This is a genomic window from Alteromonas sp. CI.11.F.A3 (assembly GCF_032925565.1).
Taxonomy (GTDB): Bacteria; Pseudomonadota; Gammaproteobacteria; order Enterobacterales; family Alteromonadaceae; genus Alteromonas.
In genome coordinates, this window is sequence record NZ_CP136708.1 from 2676468 (window position 1) to 2693185 (window position 16718).

Genomic DNA, 16718 nt, shown 5'->3' on the forward strand with positions numbered 1-16718 from the left:
TTAGTATTTAGCTACAGTGCTAATATAGTGCTAACGCGTAGCATGAATTTAGCAGCTTGATTTAGTAGCTTGATTTAGTAGCTTAGACTAACTAGCTTAACGCCCTACCGCAACGCCTTCACGTCTTGGATCGGCACCGCCAATAATCTTACCCGACTTAATTTGAATACCGTGTAAACCACTGTTTAGGTCGACAACCTTTACATTATGCCCTAACGCTTTTAACGGCGCTTCAAGCTCAGCAATAGGCGTTCCCTTTTCAAGGGCGGTGTAATCATTTCGGTTGGTGATTTTAGGCAAATTAATAGCCTGTTGTATGTCTAATCCAAAATCCAACACACCTACTAACGTTTGAGCCACGTAACTTACAATACGAGAGCCACCAGGAGAGCCTACTACCACTTCTAAGTCACCTTCCTTGTCAAATACCATTGTAGGGCTCATCGCGCTTCGAGGGCGCTTACCTGGCTCAACACGGTTAGGTACAGGGAAACGATTCTGTGTAGGTGAGAATGAGAAGTCGGTCAATTGGTTATTTAGCAAGAAACCTCCAACCATCAAGCCCGAACCAAACATAAATTCGATACTTGTGGTCATCGACACCGCATTGCCCTCTTTATCGACAATAGAGAAGTGCGATGTATTTGGCTGCTCCATGTTGCTGCCAAGACTAATATTGGCATCGCCGTATGGGTTACCCGCACGCACACGTCGCCACTTCTTATCTGGTGCAATACCTTCAGCGCGGCGGTGTAAATAAGCAGTGTTAATCATGGCGGCAAACGGTAGGTTGGTAAAATCACTATCCGCTATGTATTTTTCTCTGTCAGCGTAAGCCAATGCACTTGATTGCGTGAAAACGTTGGCGAACTCTACAGAATCAGGCGTGAAGGAAGAAAAATCCTGCCCTTCTAACATTTTCAGAATTTGGTAAACGTTAATACCACCCGAACTTGGCGGTGCCATGCCACAAATCTGTTTTTCACGATACAAGCCACAAACCGGTTCACGTCGAATAGGTTCGTAGGCGGCCAAGTCTTCTGTCGTCATTTGACCTGGGTTGATTGACGCAGAATTCACCGTTTTAACAATTTTTTCTGCTAACTCGCCTTTATAAAGATAGTCAGTGCCGTTGTCCGCAAGGCCTTTTAAGGTTTTAGCCAGTTGCTTGTTTTTGCGTATCGCGCCCTCTTTCAAAGGAAGCCCTGCAGGATAGAAGTACGTAGAGCTGGTAGGGAACGTTTTTAACCCTGGATGATAATCAAGGGCAATCAGCTTGGCGAGTCTTGGCGACACGCGAAACCCTTCGGTCGCGGTTTTAATGGTATCGTCAAACAGTGTGTTCCACGGCAAGTTACCAAATTCACTTTGTGCTGTTTCTAGCGCTTTAATAGCGCCAGGTACACCTACCGATTTTCCGCCTACTACAGCATCAAGCCAACGCATCGGCTTGTTACCTTCCATAAACCAATGAGCATTTACGGCCGCAGGCGCGGTTTCTCTGCCATCAAAGGTGTGTAGCACTTTGTTTTTATTGTCCCAATACAATATAAACGCACCACCACCAATACCAGAGGACTGTGGTTCAACAAGCGATAACATTGATTGCACTGCAACGGCAGCATCAATGGCGCTTCCACCTTTCGCCAAAATGTTTTTACCTGCCCACGAAGCGTAAGGGTTGGCTGCGACTACCATGTAATCTTTAGCAGCAAAGGCTTGTTTCTCTACATATCCCGTGGCGGCCTCTGGCTCCCCAACTTCTCTTACTTGCTGTGCATTTGCAGACACCAACAGGCAGCTTGAAACTGCAATGGCTAAAAACGATGAACTAAACCATGAACCACGTTTCAAAATATGACTTCCTCTTTATTTAAATTTCTCCGAATTGATCGGACGTTTTGACAAAAACGCATCAAACGCTTCTCGCGCTGCCTCTGAATCCATTGCTTGACCAAACACGTCGAACTCAATATCCATATAGTGATGGGTAGATTCCACATCATTCTTTAACAGTGATTTGGTTTGCATCAATGCAAATGAGGGCTTTGCCACCAGCTTTTTGCATACTGATGCCACTTTCTCGCTTAATTCATCGGCAGAGTAGCTACCGGTAATTAACCCAAACTGACAGGCATCTTCTGTGCCAAAAGGTTCGCCTAGCATCAACCACTCGCTGGCTTTTATGTGACCTGCCATTTTAGGAAGAAGATAACTCGACGCAAATTCAGGAACAAGACCTAAGTTGATGAATGGTAGAACAAATCGGGTGTTTGTCTCTGCGTAGATGAAATCACAGTGTAAAAGCATGGTAGTGCCTATACCTACAGCCACGCCATGGACTTGCGCTACCACCGGCACTTTACAGTTAATTAGCCCACGCATGAATGCGGCTGACTCGTTAACATCATCTCCTTCTTTGCGCCCTGCAAAATCACTGATATCGTTACCTGAAGTGAAACAATCACCTTCACCACGAAACAGCACTGTCTTAATGCTATCGTCATTTTCAATACTGAATAATGCATCAGCCATGCTCTGATACATTTCTCGAGTTAAGGCGTTTTTCTTCTCTGGGCGATTGATGGTGATCGTTAAGATCCCGTTTTTCTTTTCAATTAAAATTAGAGACATGTGTCACCTCATTTCGTATTTATGATTGTTATATAGGCGGAAGCCGACGAAAAAAGCATTTTTACCGATAACGCTTTCCACCCTACTGGCAATTTTATGTATCATACCCAGCACACACGGATTACTAAAATAAATAACAATGATGATGTCACTACCGGTCTCACCTAAGTATAGCGTAGGCCCACTTATTTTAGCGCTCTGCGCTATCGTCGCTTTTTTCTTTGAACCACTTTCTGGTGAGTGGTTAGCCTACGATCGTTTCGCCATTCAAGGGCTTGAAACATGGCGCTTATTGTCTGGCAATATTGTGCATACCAATGGTTATCATCTGCTACTTAATTTATCTGGGCTTACTCTACTATGGGCGCTACACGGCGAACACTACCGAATTGGTCGTTTCTTAAAAGTGTTTGTATGGTGCAGCTTAGGCACCAGTGCCGGCCTTTATCTGTTTTCTGAAGATCTGATTTGGTATGCGGGGCTATCTGGTGCGCTGCACGGTATTTTTGTATGGGGCGCGCTAATGGATATTATGAATAAGATGCGCTCTGGTTGGATTTTACTAGGCGGTGTTGCGCTAAAAGTGGTTTATGAACAAATATCGGGCAGTAGTGCGCAGGTGGCTGCACTGATTGACGCCAAAGTCGCCATTGATTCGCACTTATTCGGTGCGGTAAGTGGATTGATCATCTTTACACTTATGTGGTTAACCGCTAAGAAACGATGAATATTCAGTTGCTCGTGTTTATTCCTGGTTAAAACAAAAACGCCCCTGTATAGGGGCGTTTTTTTATCTCAATAACCAGCCTTAACTAACTACAAGTTCTCTTCGAATAATTTATAGATTCGGCGGTATTCGTCTAACCAAGAACTTGGTTGCACAAAGCCATGTGGCTCTACTGGGTAAATAGCCGTTTCAAAGTTCTCTTTTTCTAACTCAATTAAGCGCTGAACTAATCGAACCGTATCATGGAAGAACACATTGTCATCAACCATGGGGGCGTTAATTAACAGTGGCTTCTCTAGTCCTTCTGCAAAATAGATAGGTGAACTGCGCTCATAAGCAATAGGATCAACATCTGGGGTGTTCAGGATGTTAGACGTATACCCAATGTTATAATGCGCCCAATCCGTTACTGGGCGAAGCGCTGCACCAGCCGCAAAAAGATCCGGTGCGTTAAACATAGACATGAAAGTTAAGAAGCCACCATAAGAGCCCCCGTATGTGCCTATTCGGTTACGATCCACATTGGCGTTTTCTACTAACCAATTAACCCCATCGCGTAAATCTTGTACTTCAGGTGTACCCATGTTCCGGTAGATAGCAGTACGCCAGTCTCGCCCGTAACCTGCCGAGGCACGGTAGTCCATATCAAGTACCACATACCCTTGTTGCACTAGCATGCTATTGAACATGTATTCTCTGAAATACAAAGACCACCCTAAGTGGGCATTCTGCAAATAACCTGCACCGTGATTAAAGACTACGGCTTTTAGCGGCTTGTCTGCTTGATAATTTTTCGGTAAGTAAACACGGGCATAAATAGGCGCATCGGTGTGACTAGATGGAATGGCCACCACGTTAGGCACTGCCCAAGGCATAGCGGTAAACGCGTCGCTAACCGTATCGGTAATTTTAGTTGCTGCTTGCGTGCTATCTACCGCTTTAACATAAAGCTCAGGCGGGCGAGATACTTTACCGTGGCTCAACACTAATGTGGTGTTATCTGGGCTAAGTTCATACTCTGTTAAACCGTTAAGATTAGTTAGCGCTTCAACTTCGCCGCCGGTAGCCTTCACACGATAAACTTCAAATATACCAGGGTGTTTACTGTTCGCGGTAAAGTACATCCACATGTCATCATTAGACAACGTTGGGCTATCGGTAATGAACGTCCCCTGTGTTAATGCTTTAGGGGCTTGACCCAACGCTTGCGTATAAAGGTGCGCATAGCCTGAGTGTTCGGACTGATAGTACAAGGTTTCGCTGTTATTAAACCAACCAAAGCTGTTAAAGCGATAGTTTACCCATGCATCATCATGTAAGCGATGTTGGTTCACTAAACGTTGGTTATCGAGGTCTACCGTGGCAATCCAGCGATCCTTGTTGTCCCACGCTTCTACCATTACCGCAACTTGCTCACCGTCTTTATGCCAGCTTATAGATGGCTTTTGCCAGTTCCAGCTAGACAGCAAAGTAATAGGTCTTGGTAAGCGGTTCACATCATAACGCTCACCTTTAGCTTCTGCATTTTCAGCCTTCACTTCGGCTAATACATCGTCGTTATAGCCGGGTAAGCTAAAGTAATTTAATAGAGACTTTTCACCGTTTGCTAAGTCTAAAAGCCAAAGCTGATGATTTATGGGTTCTGCGTCAGCTACCTTTCTACGTACAGGCTTACTGGCGATCCGGCTATCTTCCTGAATGTAGTGCGGCATAATGTCACTATCATTTCGGGAAGGCGTATCTGGCGTAGTCGCCACAATCGCGAAATTCCCTTTCGGAGATACACTCACGCCCACCAGCTTATGGGTTTTATCAAAATAAAATGCATCAGGTGCAATGCTAGTGTTATTTGCCGCTAGGGTGTCTTGTGCTTTCGCCTTGGCTTCACGATTTTTACGCTTTTTAGCAATGTATTTAATTAATGATTGCTGCTGCTCGGCAATATAATCTTTTGGCGCAGCTACGGGTTCTGGTGCATCACTGAATGACCAACTCACCAATTCTTCCCTGCTACCGTTAGTCAGGTTTATGGCAATGGCGCTATTGCCACTTAACGCCATTAAACGCCCATCAGTCATAAAAGATAGTGACGAGAGAAAACTGCCACCACGGGTAAGTTGTACCACTTCATCGTTGGTAAATTGCACATAAACGCTGTCTTTAAATCGATAAGCAATGACACCGTCTTCACGTTCTACCCGCTCATCGTATTTATATTGATGTAATTGAGATAAAGGTGCTTTTACACTTTTATCTGCCGCATCAAGACTCGCGATATAAACATCTTTTAGCTTGCTGTTAGGTTGTTCTCTTTCGTAAACAATGTGGCTACCATCAATTGACCACCCCATATTAGTCGGCGCTCGGCCTAACCATTGAGGGTCTGCCATAATTTGTTTTAAGGTAATCTCACCGTTTTCTGAATACTGTACAGGGCCCTGCTCAATGTCGGGAGTGTAGGAAGCAATGGGCTCATTACGGATACTTTTAGGTGCCCTAGATGAAAGGGTGTCACTTTGGGCGGCGCTTCTTTTAGCGTTTAATTCAGTAGTTGAATCTGTATTGGCGCATCCGCTAAGCAGGAGCGCAATACTAGAAGCTAAAACAAGTGAGGAAAATTTCTGCATAATAACGACTTTATTTTTTAGTTATGCCCGCATTATACCCAGAGAATCGAGTGATTGACTATTAGGCTGTAAACCCTAGGTGAAAATTACTCAATTCGACAAATCTCTGATTTAAACACCACTAATAAAAATCTCTGAATGAAAGCCGCGCATAAAAAAGCCCCGCATAATATGCGGGGCAATCAAGCACACTCAACTTGGAACACACTTTAGCTCAAACGCACTCATTGCGTTTTGCTAACTGCATAGATTTAGTCAGCGTTTTTTTGGGTTAGTTCAATTATTTTAGCCTTCGCATTAGCGATACTTTCATTAGCACTGTCTTCACCCATGCTAAGTCCTTCTGCATAAACAAATTTCACATCAGTAATACCGATGAAATTTAAAAAATGAGTTAAGTATGGTGTTTGTGTATCGTAGTCGCCGCCTTCGTAAACGCCGCCTCGACTAGCAAACACCTTCGCCTGCTTGCCTTCAAGCAAGCCTACCGGCCCAGTTTCCGTGTATTTAAAGGTAATACCCGCCCGTGCAATACGGTCGAAATAGGCTTTAAGTGATGAAGGAATACCAAAGTTGTACATAGGAACGGCCAGTACAATTTCGTCTGCCGCTTGAAGTTGTGCTACAAGATCATCGGAAATCGCGGCTAAACTCTTTTGTGATGAAGTGCGCTCGCTAGCGTCTGTCATCCACGCTTGCATTTCTTCACCCGTTAAATGTGCCAACGCAAGTTCTGCTACATCAACTTTTGTTACCGATGTTTCGTCGCCCTCAAGTGACTGAAGGTAATAGTCAGCAAGCTCGGTTGATTTACTGTTTTCGCCATTAAGGCTTGAATACACAACAAGAATAGACGTCATTACATTTCTCCTATTAATTTAGTGTGTAAATAATAAGAGACTTTAAATCGAATATATATTAGGAAAATACCCGCTTATCGTTCGAATTTAATTGATGAATGGCCCGTATTATAGAATGCACTAACGTAAAAGCTCAAACGTAAAAATCACTAGCAAGAATTCAAAACGGTAAATTAAACAGAGCACGACTGGCAGAATTTAAAGGGTGAGAAAGGGAAAGAAGGGGCAAGAAGCTGATCCTCTCACTGCTAACCCAGAATCAATCGAGTTTGCCACAACACAACTAAGAGAATTAATGCGATGAAAAGGACCAAGCTACTTCTTGCAAAATTGATAGTAACACCACTTTTTGTTCGTTACTGCTCCGATGACGAACAAAAAGTGAAATTAACGTTAAATCAATGAAACCGACAATTTATTCTGCTGCGTATTTGCGGTCAAAGGCATTCGTGAAATCATTAATAAGATCGTCGGTATCTTCAATACCTACCGATATTCTTATCATGGTATCTGAAACGCCCATGGCTTCACGCTCTTCTGCTGTATTTTCAAAGTAAATCGTTGGAGCAACAGGCAATGCCAGCGTACGGTTATCACCTAAGTGCGTAGCGCAAATTACCAACTCTAGGGCATTTAAGAATTGAACTGGGTCAATATCATCAATAAGGGTAAAGCTAAGAATAGCCCCATAGCCTCTTTTTAACTGCTCTCGCGCCATAAAGTGCTGCGGGTGACTTGCCAGCCCAGGGTAAAATACGTGTTTTACTTTGGGGTGGTTGTCTAAAAACATCGCAAGTTTCTGTGAATTCTCACACGCTCTACTAAGGCGCAAACTTAACGTTTCCATACCTAACGCGATAGCGGTTGCAGACTGAGGGGCCAGTGTGGCGCCTAAATCTCGTAACCCTTTTTTCTTAATTTGGGTTAAACCCCATTGGGCTTCATCGGCAACTTGGTAAGCGCTTTTAATGTTTCCAAAGCCTTTCCAATTGAACAGGCCGGTATCAATAACAGCACCGCCCAACACATTACCGTGACCAGAAATGTATTTAGTCAGTGAGCAAAATATTAGCGAGGCTTTTAATTCTTTAGCATAAAAAAGCGGTGGCGGTGTCATGGTGTTATCTACCATAAACAAGATATTACGCTCTTCGCAATACTGACCGATAGCACGTAGGTCGGCAACTTGGGTGACCGGGTTAGCTACCGTTTCAGTATAGACCCCTTTCGTATTCGGCAAATACGCTTCTTTAACGTTTTGGATATCCGTTACATCAGCAAAGGTAATCTGTACGCCATAATCGGCAAGTGTATCGAAGAAGCTTCGCGTATTCCCAAACAGATATTGGCTAACGATAAGATGATCGCCCGCTTTTAAAAGCGAAAACAAGGTACTGCTAATGGCAGACATACCTGTTGAGAAGCACAACGCCCCTAAGCCGCCCTCAAGGTCGTTAAGCATATTTTGCAATGCGGCAACCGACGGAGATGATGAGCGCGAATAGACGTGAGCTGCACGTTTGCCCTGAAAAGCATCAATGATACCTTGGGCATCAGAAAATTCGAAAAGTACAGAATTAGAAGTGCTGGTATGCACGCCGCCATGCTCTGGAGTATTGAGCAAACGATCTGCGTGAACCTGCCGGGTTGTAAATCCCTGTTTTGACACGGGTGAACGCTCCGTTACGTTAGCTGGTTATACAGTTTTTTGGATAATGGGCGCAAACGTTAGCATAAAACGCATAAATAGTTTGCATTTGTTCTTCAATATCGTCGATTTGGTCAATAATTGGGCCAAGTACAACGGTTTTCGTGGCGTAATCAAGCCCTAGCAGCTGAATGGGAATATTGGCCTCTTTAGCAATATACATAAAACCGGTTTTCCAAGGGAATACGCCTTTTCGTGTTCCTTCGGGAGCCAGGGCCAATACTACTTCTTCGCTTTGTTGTATCTGACGTACAATATTATTCACCACCCCATGTGCTTTACTCCGCTCAATGGGTATGCCGCCAAGCTTCCTAACGATATAACCTAAAGGGGGCGTGAAAATGGTGTGCTTGCCAAAAAAGTTAATGTTAATGCGAAGTGCAAATACCACCAGTATGCCAATAAAAAAATCCCAGTTTGAGGTGTGTGGCGCTACCGCTAATATCACTTTTTTATCGTTAATGAGTTCGCCTTCCACTCGCCAGCCTCGTTTAGTTAAAATAAAACTGCCGCAGGCGCTTAGCCAATGCGGCCATTTGCGTGGTAACTTATTGCCCACTAATTGATGATGAATCGTTTTTTTCATTCTTGTTATTCTCTTACTACTTACTACGTTTTAGCGGGTAAGCATAAAAAAGTTAGCGGCAATCCACCACCTTTACGTGAGATTGAATGCGGTTACAGTGTTCATTATTCACAACAGTCAGCGAGTAAATGTGTATATGTGCATATTGTTTATTGCAGTAGACCAAAGTCAGGAATTCCCTTTAGTTATTGCAGCAAATAGAGATGAATTTCACGCTAGACCCACTGCTGCGTCTGGGTTTTGGGAAAATTACTCACATGTGCTTGCAGGCCGTGATTTGCAAGCAAATGGCACATGGACGGGCGTTACGCGTAACGGGAAAGTGGCCGCATTAACCAATATTAGAGCCCCAGAAACGATTAAAACTGATGCTATTTCTCGCGGCGGGTTAGTAGCAGATTGGCTTGTCGATGAGGCAATGAAACAGCCCACCTACCTAGAAGCATTACGTGCAAACCGGCACCAGTATAACGGTTACAATCTGGTTTATGGCGATGTAAAATCACTCGCGGTATACAACAACTTCGAAGACACCCACGCTAGGTTAACCCAGGGTGTTTATGGATTATCCAATGCGAACTTAACGACACCTTGGCCAAAAGTCACCAAGGGAATAGCGTCGTTAACCGATTACGTGAGCCAAAATAACCAGCTTGATACTGAGGCACTTTTCGCGATTTTAAAAGACGAAGACAAAGCATCTGATCATGCACTGCCCAATACAGGCATTGGGTATGAATGGGAAAAACGTTTGTCGTCTATTTTTATCCAATCACCAGAATATGGTACTCGTACTTCTACCCTGCTTCTTGTCGATAGCCACCAGCGAATACATTGGTATGAACGTACCTTTAATGCGCGCGGTGACGTGGTAGGTAACCAACATTTTACCATTGGTTAAGTAGTATTCTGCCCGCCACTACACACTTGGGTGCAAGTGAAAGCGCGTATGAAGCGTATTAACTGACACGGATTTTGTGATGTGTATTTCGTTTTACACCACAAATACCGATTTAATGACATATTTTCTACTATAAAGGGTCGTTTTTTCTACCATCGGTGGCATAATGCGTGCCTGCTATTTTTTGCATTGCAACGAGGAAATATCGTGTTTGAAGTATTACCCCATCTCGCCCCAGACCCAATACTTGGTTTGTCAGCTGCTTATCGTGAAGATTTAAATTCTCATAAAATCGACTTAGGTGTCGGTGTTTATAAAGATGAGCAAGGTAATACCCCTATTCTTACTAGCGTAGCGAAAGCGCAACAACTGTTGTTAGAACGCGAAACCAGCAAAACTTATATTACCCCGCAAGGTAATCAGGGTTACATCGACAATATGCTTACTTTGCTTTTAGGCAAGAGCAGCCCTGTATTGCTTGCTGACCGTGTTGCCGCGGTTCAAGCACCAGGCGGGTGTGGTGCGCTTCGCATTCTTTCAGAATTACTGGTTCGTTGTAACGAGAACGCTAAAGTATGGGTAAGCGACCCAACATGGGCTAACCACATTCCATTAATTGGATCGGCTGGTCTTAAAATTGAAACCTACCCGTACTTCGATAAAGCGTCAGCTAGCATTCGCTTCGATGCCATGATGGATACCCTTCGCGGTGTTGAAAAAGGCGATATCGTGTTACTTCACGGTTGCTGCCACAACCCAACGGGTGCAGATTTAACGAATGCACAGTGGGACGAAGTACTCGCGGTTGCTAAAGAGCGTGAGTTCCTACCTTTCATTGACGTTGCTTACTTAGGTTTCGGTGAAGGCTTAGATGAAGATGCATATGGCCTTCGTCTATTGGTAGAAAACCTACCAGAAGTAATTGTTGCAGCGTCTTGCTCTAAAAACTTCGGTTTATACCGTGAGCGTGTTGGTCTTGCTGCCATCATTACTGCTGATACTAACACTCGCAAGATTGCTCAAGGCCAAATTCAATCTATTGCTCGTGGTATTTATTCTATGCCACCTAGCTACGGCGGTGCCTTGGTTGATATTATCTTGTCTGACGAATCGCTTAACCAAGAATGGGTAAATGAAGTAGACGAAATGCGTAACCGCATGAAGTCTCTACGTGCCATGCTGGTTAAGAATCTACACGACAATGGTTCGCCCAAAGATTTCAGCTTCGTAAACGATCAGAAAGGCATGTTCTCGTTCTTATGTATTACTCCAGAGCAAGTACGTGAAGTGCGTGAAAAGCACAGTGTTTACTTCGTTGACTCTAGCCGCGTGAACATTGCGGGTATTAACTCAGAGAACGTTGAAACACTAGCGAAAGCCTTAGTTTCAGTATTATAAGAACTCGGTATTATAAGAGTCAGTACTGTAAGCTTTACCTCATAAATGCAAAAGGGCTGCGTAAAAACGCAGCCCTTTTTGTTTGTATAAAATGTTTGCCTATCTCCTAAGAAACACCGTGTTTAACTCGGCTCACTTAGTTCGTCCCGCTTGAAATTATAAAGGCTAGCGCGTGCCTGCGGTAATCATTCTATCTAACGCATTGGCGAAGTTCTGTTTATCACGCTGAGAGAACGCTTTAGGCCCACCCGTATGTTCACCGCTTGAACGCATGGTATCCATAAAATCTCGCATGGTAAGCGCGGCGCGGATGGACGACTTGTCGTACTCATCGCCTCGGGTATTCATAGCTTTGGCATTCTTAGCCAAAATATCAGCTGCCAATGGAATATCTCCGGTTATCACCAAATCACCGGCTTCTATCTTTTCAACAATGTAATCATCTGCTGCATCAAAACCAGAGGGCACGATAGTAAGGGTAATGTGTTTATCTGGTGGTACAGACATAGAATGATTAGCAACTAAAGACAAAGGCAGGCCGGTACGTCGAGCTGCCTTAAAAAGAATGTCTTTAATCACACTGGGACACGCATCTGCGTCAACCCATATATGCATGGTAAAATCTCGTTAGCGTTTTTACGCTAGCATACCACCATCAACTACAACTGTCGTGCCTGTGGTGTAGCTAGATGCATCAGACACTAAGTACAATACTGTACCTGCCATTTCGTCAGGATCAGCAACACGACCTAGTGGGATCACTTTAAGCGCATGCTTCAAAATTTGATCGTTTGAAGTCAATGCAGAAGCAAACTTGGTATCGGTTAATCCAGGTAATAACGCATTAACACGGATATTTAGACTACCACATTCTTTCGCGAACGATTTTGTCATGCTAATAACTGCAGCTTTCGTAATAGAGTAAATACCCTGCATATCGCCAGGTGTTACCCCGTTAACTGACGCCGTATTTAGAATGACACCGCCGCCCTGCTCTTTCATCATTTTGCCCGCTTCAATAGACATAAAGAAGTAACCACGAATGTTCACATCTACTGTCTTATCGTAAGCGCCTAAATCGGTATCTAGGATATGCCCAAAGTACGGGTTAGCTGCGGCATTGTTCACTAAAATATCTAGCTTACCGAAGTCGCTTTTAATCGCAGCAAATGCGTTCGTAATTTGCTCCATCTCGCCAACATGGCATGCAAGTGCTGTTGCTTTACCACCTGCATCGCGAATTGACGAGGCAACCGCTTCACAGCCATCAATTTTACGACTAGAAACGATAACGTGTGCGCCATATTGCGCTAACAAGCGAGCGATTGATTCACCAATACCGCGGCTAGCACCTGTTACTAACGCAACCTTGCCAGTTAAATCGAATAAGTTTTTCATAATAGTTTTCCCTTTTTAAATCTGTCACGCTTTTTTTCAAACGCAATAATTTTATCCAACGAAAGAAATTGAGTGATTAGGCCAGCATGCCGCCATCAAGTACTACCGATTGCCCTGTCATGAATGAAGACTCGTCACTACACAACCATGCTATCGCATTCGCTATTTCTTCAGGTTTACCTAGACGCTTCATGGGGTTTGCACCCACCATAGCTTTTTGGCCGCGCTCGTCTAATTTAGACAACACGCCCTGCACCATCGGCGTATCAACAAAGCTTGGACACACCGCATTGATGCGAATATTGGCTCGAGCATATTCCACCGCTGCCGATTTAGTTAGGCCAATAACACCGTGTTTAGATGCACTATAAGCACTGATCATAGGCGCTGAGCGTAAGCCAGCCACCGACGCAATGTTGATGATATGACCACCACCATTGACCGTCATATGTTTAAGCGCATTTTTCATGCAATACCACACGCCCGCAAGATTCACCTGAATGTTCTTCATGAACATGGCATCGTCTACTTCAGTAAGGGGTGCTGGAAAATGGTCTATACCTGCGTTATTGATGATTACATCGAGCTTAGCTTGCTGTGAAAACGCCGCTTCAAACATGGCATTCACTTCTGCAGGCTCGGTCACATCCACCTTTACTGCATAGGCATTACCGCCCGTTTCTTTGAGCTCATGCACTAAAGCTTCAGCAGCATCTATATTCAAATCGGCAACACCGACCAATGCCCCGCGCTCACACAAGGTTTTGGCCGAAGCCGCGCCAATACCTGAACCGCCACCGGTAATAAGGATATGTTTCCCTTCTACGTTTGATGCCACCATTGTTATTGCCCTACCTTAATGTTTGATGCTATTTGCCGTTGTTGATTTGTCATTGTTATGTCCTTTAAGCCGTTATTAAAAATAACTGGCTTTCACATTTTCACAGGTTGGTTCTTGTGACGTAATGACTTCTATATCGCGTTTTACTAACGGTAATTCCCAATTAAGGAAGTATTCAGCGGCTGCCATTTTTCCTTCATAGAAATCGCTGTCTTGACCACTTGCGCCGTTAACCAATGCTTGCTCGGCAACATTCGCCTGGCGTAACCATATCCAACTCACTACGCAAGCAGAGAATATATTCAAAAAGCAGCTTGCGTTGGTCAGTAACACGGCTTGTTTGTCTGAGCGTAAGTCACCAGCCGCTTGCTGAATGAGCCCGCCAAGTTGGTCAAGATAAGGTTTAAGTTTCGCCGCTAACAGTTGAGCTCGCGGTGTGGTAGCCGCTTTCATGTCGTGAGAAACACGGGCCAGTAATACTTGAAGCCCTTTTCCTTCGCTTTGCCATAATTTACGGCCTAGCAAATCCAATGCTTGAATACCGTTTGTTCCTTCATGAATAGGGTTCAAACGGTTATCACGCCAGCACTGTTCTACGGGGTATTCACGGGTATAGCCTGCGCCACCTAGAATTTGAATGGCTAAGTCGTTAGCTTTAGGGCCAAATTCAGAAGGCCACGCTTTAAATACTGGGGTAAGTAGCTCGAGTAACTGGGAAATTTCGGTACGTTTCGCGGTGTCTTCTTCCGTTTCTAACGCATCAATTAAGGTACTGCCGTATAAACATAGTGCCATGCCGCCTTCACAGTACGACTTTTGCGCTAGCAACATGCGACGCACGTCACCATGGTTAATAATTGGCGTAGCCTCATCTTCTGGGGCTAATTTTGGCGCTGCACGGCCTTGGGTTCTGTCTTTTGCATACTCAAGAGAATAGCGATAGCCGCGATAACCAATCATAGCAGCACCGTAACCTACACCAATACGCGCCTCGTTCATCATCATAAACATATAACGCAAGCCTTGGTGCGGCTCACCCACTAGGTAACCATGACAATCACAGTTCTCACCAAACGTAAGCGCGGTAGAAGTGGTTCCGCGATAACCCATTTTATGTATTAGGCCAGCTAGCGTAACGTCGTTACGTGGGCCTGGGTTACCGTTTTCATCTAAACGGTATTTAGGAACAACAAATAACGAAATACCTTTTACGCCCGCAGGGCCGCCAGGTATTTTCGCTAATACCAAATGAACAATGTTGTCTGATAATTCATGTTCGCCGGCAGAAATATAAAGCTTACTGCCCTTCACGCGATATGTACCATCTTCATTAAGGGTCGCCGAAGTGCGAATATCTGCTAGTCCAGAACCGGCATGAGGCTCCGTTAATGCCATAGTGCCGGTAAAGTCACCTGTGAGCATTTTAGGCAAAAAGGCTTGCTTGGTTTCTTCGTTGGCAAAATGCTTCACCACATTTGCGGCGGCAGCAGTAAGAAAAGGATACGCAGTGGTGGAAGGGTTCGCGGCTAAGAAATAACCCGCACATGCATTCATAATGGTAACGGGTAACTGCATTCCGCCATCTTCGTAATCGAAGTGACCTGCAATAAAGCCCGACTCACGATAAGTATCAAAGGCTTTTTTAACCTCACCTATCATGGTGACTTTTTTGCCATCGAAAGTTGGCTCATCTTTATCGGCAATAGCGTTATGAGGTAGAAACAGCTCTTCAGCCATTTTCTCTGCCATATCAATAACGGCATTAAACGTTTCAACGTTATGTTCCTCAAAACGGGCCTTTTCACACAAAGACTGTGTATTTAATACTTCGTAAAGTTGGAATTGCATTTCCCGACGGGGAATAAGTTGATCAGCCATAATAAAGTCCATGAGCAAATTGTTAATGCATTGTGTCATATTCGTTATCATGCCATTATTGTCATTTATGACACAATCATGGTCATTTACGCCAACAATCACTGTTAGTTATCGTATCTAATAAACTGTATTATTTTTATGAATAAACCACCTTTTGTCGTTACCGTTTTAGGATTTGACCAAGCACTGGCTTCTGCCATTACTGGGGCACTCGATGTATTCGCATTTGCTGGGATTAGCTGGCAACGGATTCATAACCAACCCACCACCCCTAAATTTAAAGTGCAGTTGGCCAGTTTTCATGGCAAACCTTTTCACTGTACTAACCAGTTACTACTGACCCCTAACATTGCTATTGAAGATGTCACTGACACCCATATTTTGCTGATCCCTACTATTGGCGGCGATATAGATACCGTTTTACAAGAAAACGCTAATCAACTTGTGCACATTAAACGGCTACAAAAACAGGGCGCGGATATTGCCGGTAACTGCACGGGGACTTTTTTATTAGCAGAATCAGGGTTACTTAATGACAAAATTGCTACTACTCATTGGGGCTATGCCGATAAGTTCCGCTCTCACTACCCCAATGTAAATCTACAGTCTGAAAAGATGGTAACTGAACAAGATGCTATTTTTTGTGCAGGTGGCGGCATGGCGTGGATAGATTTAGCAATTTTGCTTATAGAACGGTATTGCGGTCATCAAGTAGCAAGTGATACTGCTAAATCTCACGTACTCGACTTTTCTAGGCCAAATCAAACCGTGTATGCCAGTAGTCGTCAGCATAAATTTCACCAAGATAAAGATGTGTTAGCAGTGCAAAATTACTTGGAAGTACATTTTACAAAACGTCTCACGCTGAAACTTGTTGCCCACGAACATAATATGACTGAGCGCACATTAATAAGGCGTTTCAAGCAAGCCTGTGCAATAACGCCTATCCAATATTTACAAGGTTTACGGTTAGAACAAGCACGAAAAATTTTAGAAACGTCTATGTCTCCTCTTGAATCAATTGTGAATAGTGTGGGTTACGAAGACCTCAGTTCTTTCACTCGGCTTTTCAAAAAAAATACGGGTTTATCACCTTCACAATACCGCGCCAAGTTCATAAGAAAATAATTATTTACAACAAAGATAAGTTTTTGTTACCT

The 16718-nt window shown here is 44.0% G+C and carries 14 protein-coding genes; 4 read left to right on the plus strand and 10 right to left on the minus strand.

The features are described 5' to 3' along the window. Positions 1-96 precede the first annotated feature (96 nt). Together ggt and R1T43_RS11565 are read right to left on the minus strand one after the other, a co-directional pair. Positions 97-1854 carry a gamma-glutamyltransferase gene (ggt, locus tag R1T43_RS11560; protein WP_317349010.1) on the minus strand — a complete coding sequence of 586 codons (1758 nt, stop codon included), beginning with the start codon at positions 1852-1854 and terminating at the stop codon, positions 97-99. A gap of 15 nt (positions 1855-1869) precedes the next feature. After that, the gene (locus R1T43_RS11565) at positions 1870-2634 is read right to left on the minus strand and encodes an enoyl-CoA hydratase (RefSeq protein WP_317349012.1); all 765 of its coding nucleotides are present in this window, start codon (positions 2632-2634) and stop codon (positions 1870-1872) included. Between the two features lie 142 nt (positions 2635-2776). On the opposite strand from R1T43_RS11565, the gene rrtA reads away from it, so the two are divergent. Further along, complete coding sequence (rrtA, locus tag R1T43_RS11570) at positions 2777-3361, plus strand: rhombosortase (RefSeq protein ID WP_317355789.1); 585 nt, start codon at positions 2777-2779, stop codon at positions 3359-3361. A gap of 89 nt (positions 3362-3450) precedes the next feature. Here the strand turns inward: rrtA and R1T43_RS11575 are convergent, their stop codons facing one another. The 4 genes from R1T43_RS11575 to R1T43_RS11590 all read right to left on the minus strand — a co-directional run bounded on the left by R1T43_RS11575 (position 3451) and on the right by R1T43_RS11590 (position 9142). After that, entirely contained in the window at positions 3451-5988 is a 2538-nt protein-coding gene (locus R1T43_RS11575; protein ID WP_317349014.1) for a S9 family peptidase, read from the minus strand. Positions 5989-6239: 251 nt separating this feature from the next. After that, a complete protein-coding gene (locus R1T43_RS11580) occupies positions 6240-6848 on the minus strand; it encodes an FMN-dependent NADH-azoreductase (RefSeq protein ID WP_211070840.1) in 609 nt (202 codons plus the stop codon). A gap of 415 nt (positions 6849-7263) precedes the next feature. Continuing rightward, positions 7264-8517, minus strand: a complete 1254-nt coding sequence (locus tag R1T43_RS11585) for a cystathionine gamma-synthase family protein (RefSeq protein WP_317349019.1) — start codon at positions 8515-8517, stop codon at positions 7264-7266. A gap of 19 nt (positions 8518-8536) precedes the next feature. Continuing rightward, positions 8537-9142: a 1-acyl-sn-glycerol-3-phosphate acyltransferase gene (locus tag R1T43_RS11590; RefSeq protein ID WP_317349021.1), complete on the minus strand. Its 606-nt coding sequence runs from the start codon at positions 9140-9142 to the stop codon at positions 8537-8539. Between the two features lie 136 nt (positions 9143-9278). Here R1T43_RS11590 and R1T43_RS11595 point away from each other — a divergent pair, with 136 nt between their 5' ends. Further along, positions 9279-10043: an NRDE family protein gene (locus R1T43_RS11595; RefSeq protein ID WP_317355791.1), complete on the plus strand. Its 765-nt coding sequence runs from the start codon at positions 9279-9281 to the stop codon at positions 10041-10043. A gap of 207 nt (positions 10044-10250) precedes the next feature. Next, entirely contained in the window at positions 10251-11441 is a 1191-nt protein-coding gene (locus tag R1T43_RS11600; RefSeq protein ID WP_211070837.1) for an aromatic amino acid transaminase, read from the plus strand. A gap of 165 nt (positions 11442-11606) precedes the next feature. Here R1T43_RS11600 and R1T43_RS11605 read toward each other — a convergent pair whose 3' ends face one another. The 4 genes from R1T43_RS11605 to R1T43_RS11620 form a co-directional block, all read right to left on the minus strand. Beyond that, positions 11607-12056, minus strand: coding sequence for a YaiI/YqxD family protein (locus R1T43_RS11605; protein ID WP_013784278.1), 450 nt, complete (start codon positions 12054-12056; stop codon positions 11607-11609). Positions 12057-12077: 21 nt separating this feature from the next. Continuing rightward, a complete protein-coding gene (locus tag R1T43_RS11610) occupies positions 12078-12839 on the minus strand; it encodes an SDR family oxidoreductase (protein ID WP_317349025.1) in 762 nt (253 codons plus the stop codon). A 76-nt stretch (positions 12840-12915) separates the two neighbouring features. Beyond that, a complete protein-coding gene (locus R1T43_RS11615) occupies positions 12916-13680 on the minus strand; it encodes a glucose 1-dehydrogenase (protein ID WP_317349028.1) in 765 nt (254 codons plus the stop codon). Positions 13681-13755: 75 nt separating this feature from the next. Beyond that, the gene (locus R1T43_RS11620) at positions 13756-15558 is read right to left on the minus strand and encodes an acyl-CoA dehydrogenase (protein ID WP_317349029.1); all 1803 of its coding nucleotides are present in this window, start codon (positions 15556-15558) and stop codon (positions 13756-13758) included. 138 nt (positions 15559-15696) lie between these two features. Between R1T43_RS11620 and R1T43_RS11625 the strand changes: the two genes are divergently transcribed. Further along, complete coding sequence (locus R1T43_RS11625) at positions 15697-16686, plus strand: GlxA family transcriptional regulator (RefSeq protein ID WP_317349031.1); 990 nt, start codon at positions 15697-15699, stop codon at positions 16684-16686. Positions 16687-16718: the final 32 nt, after the last annotated feature.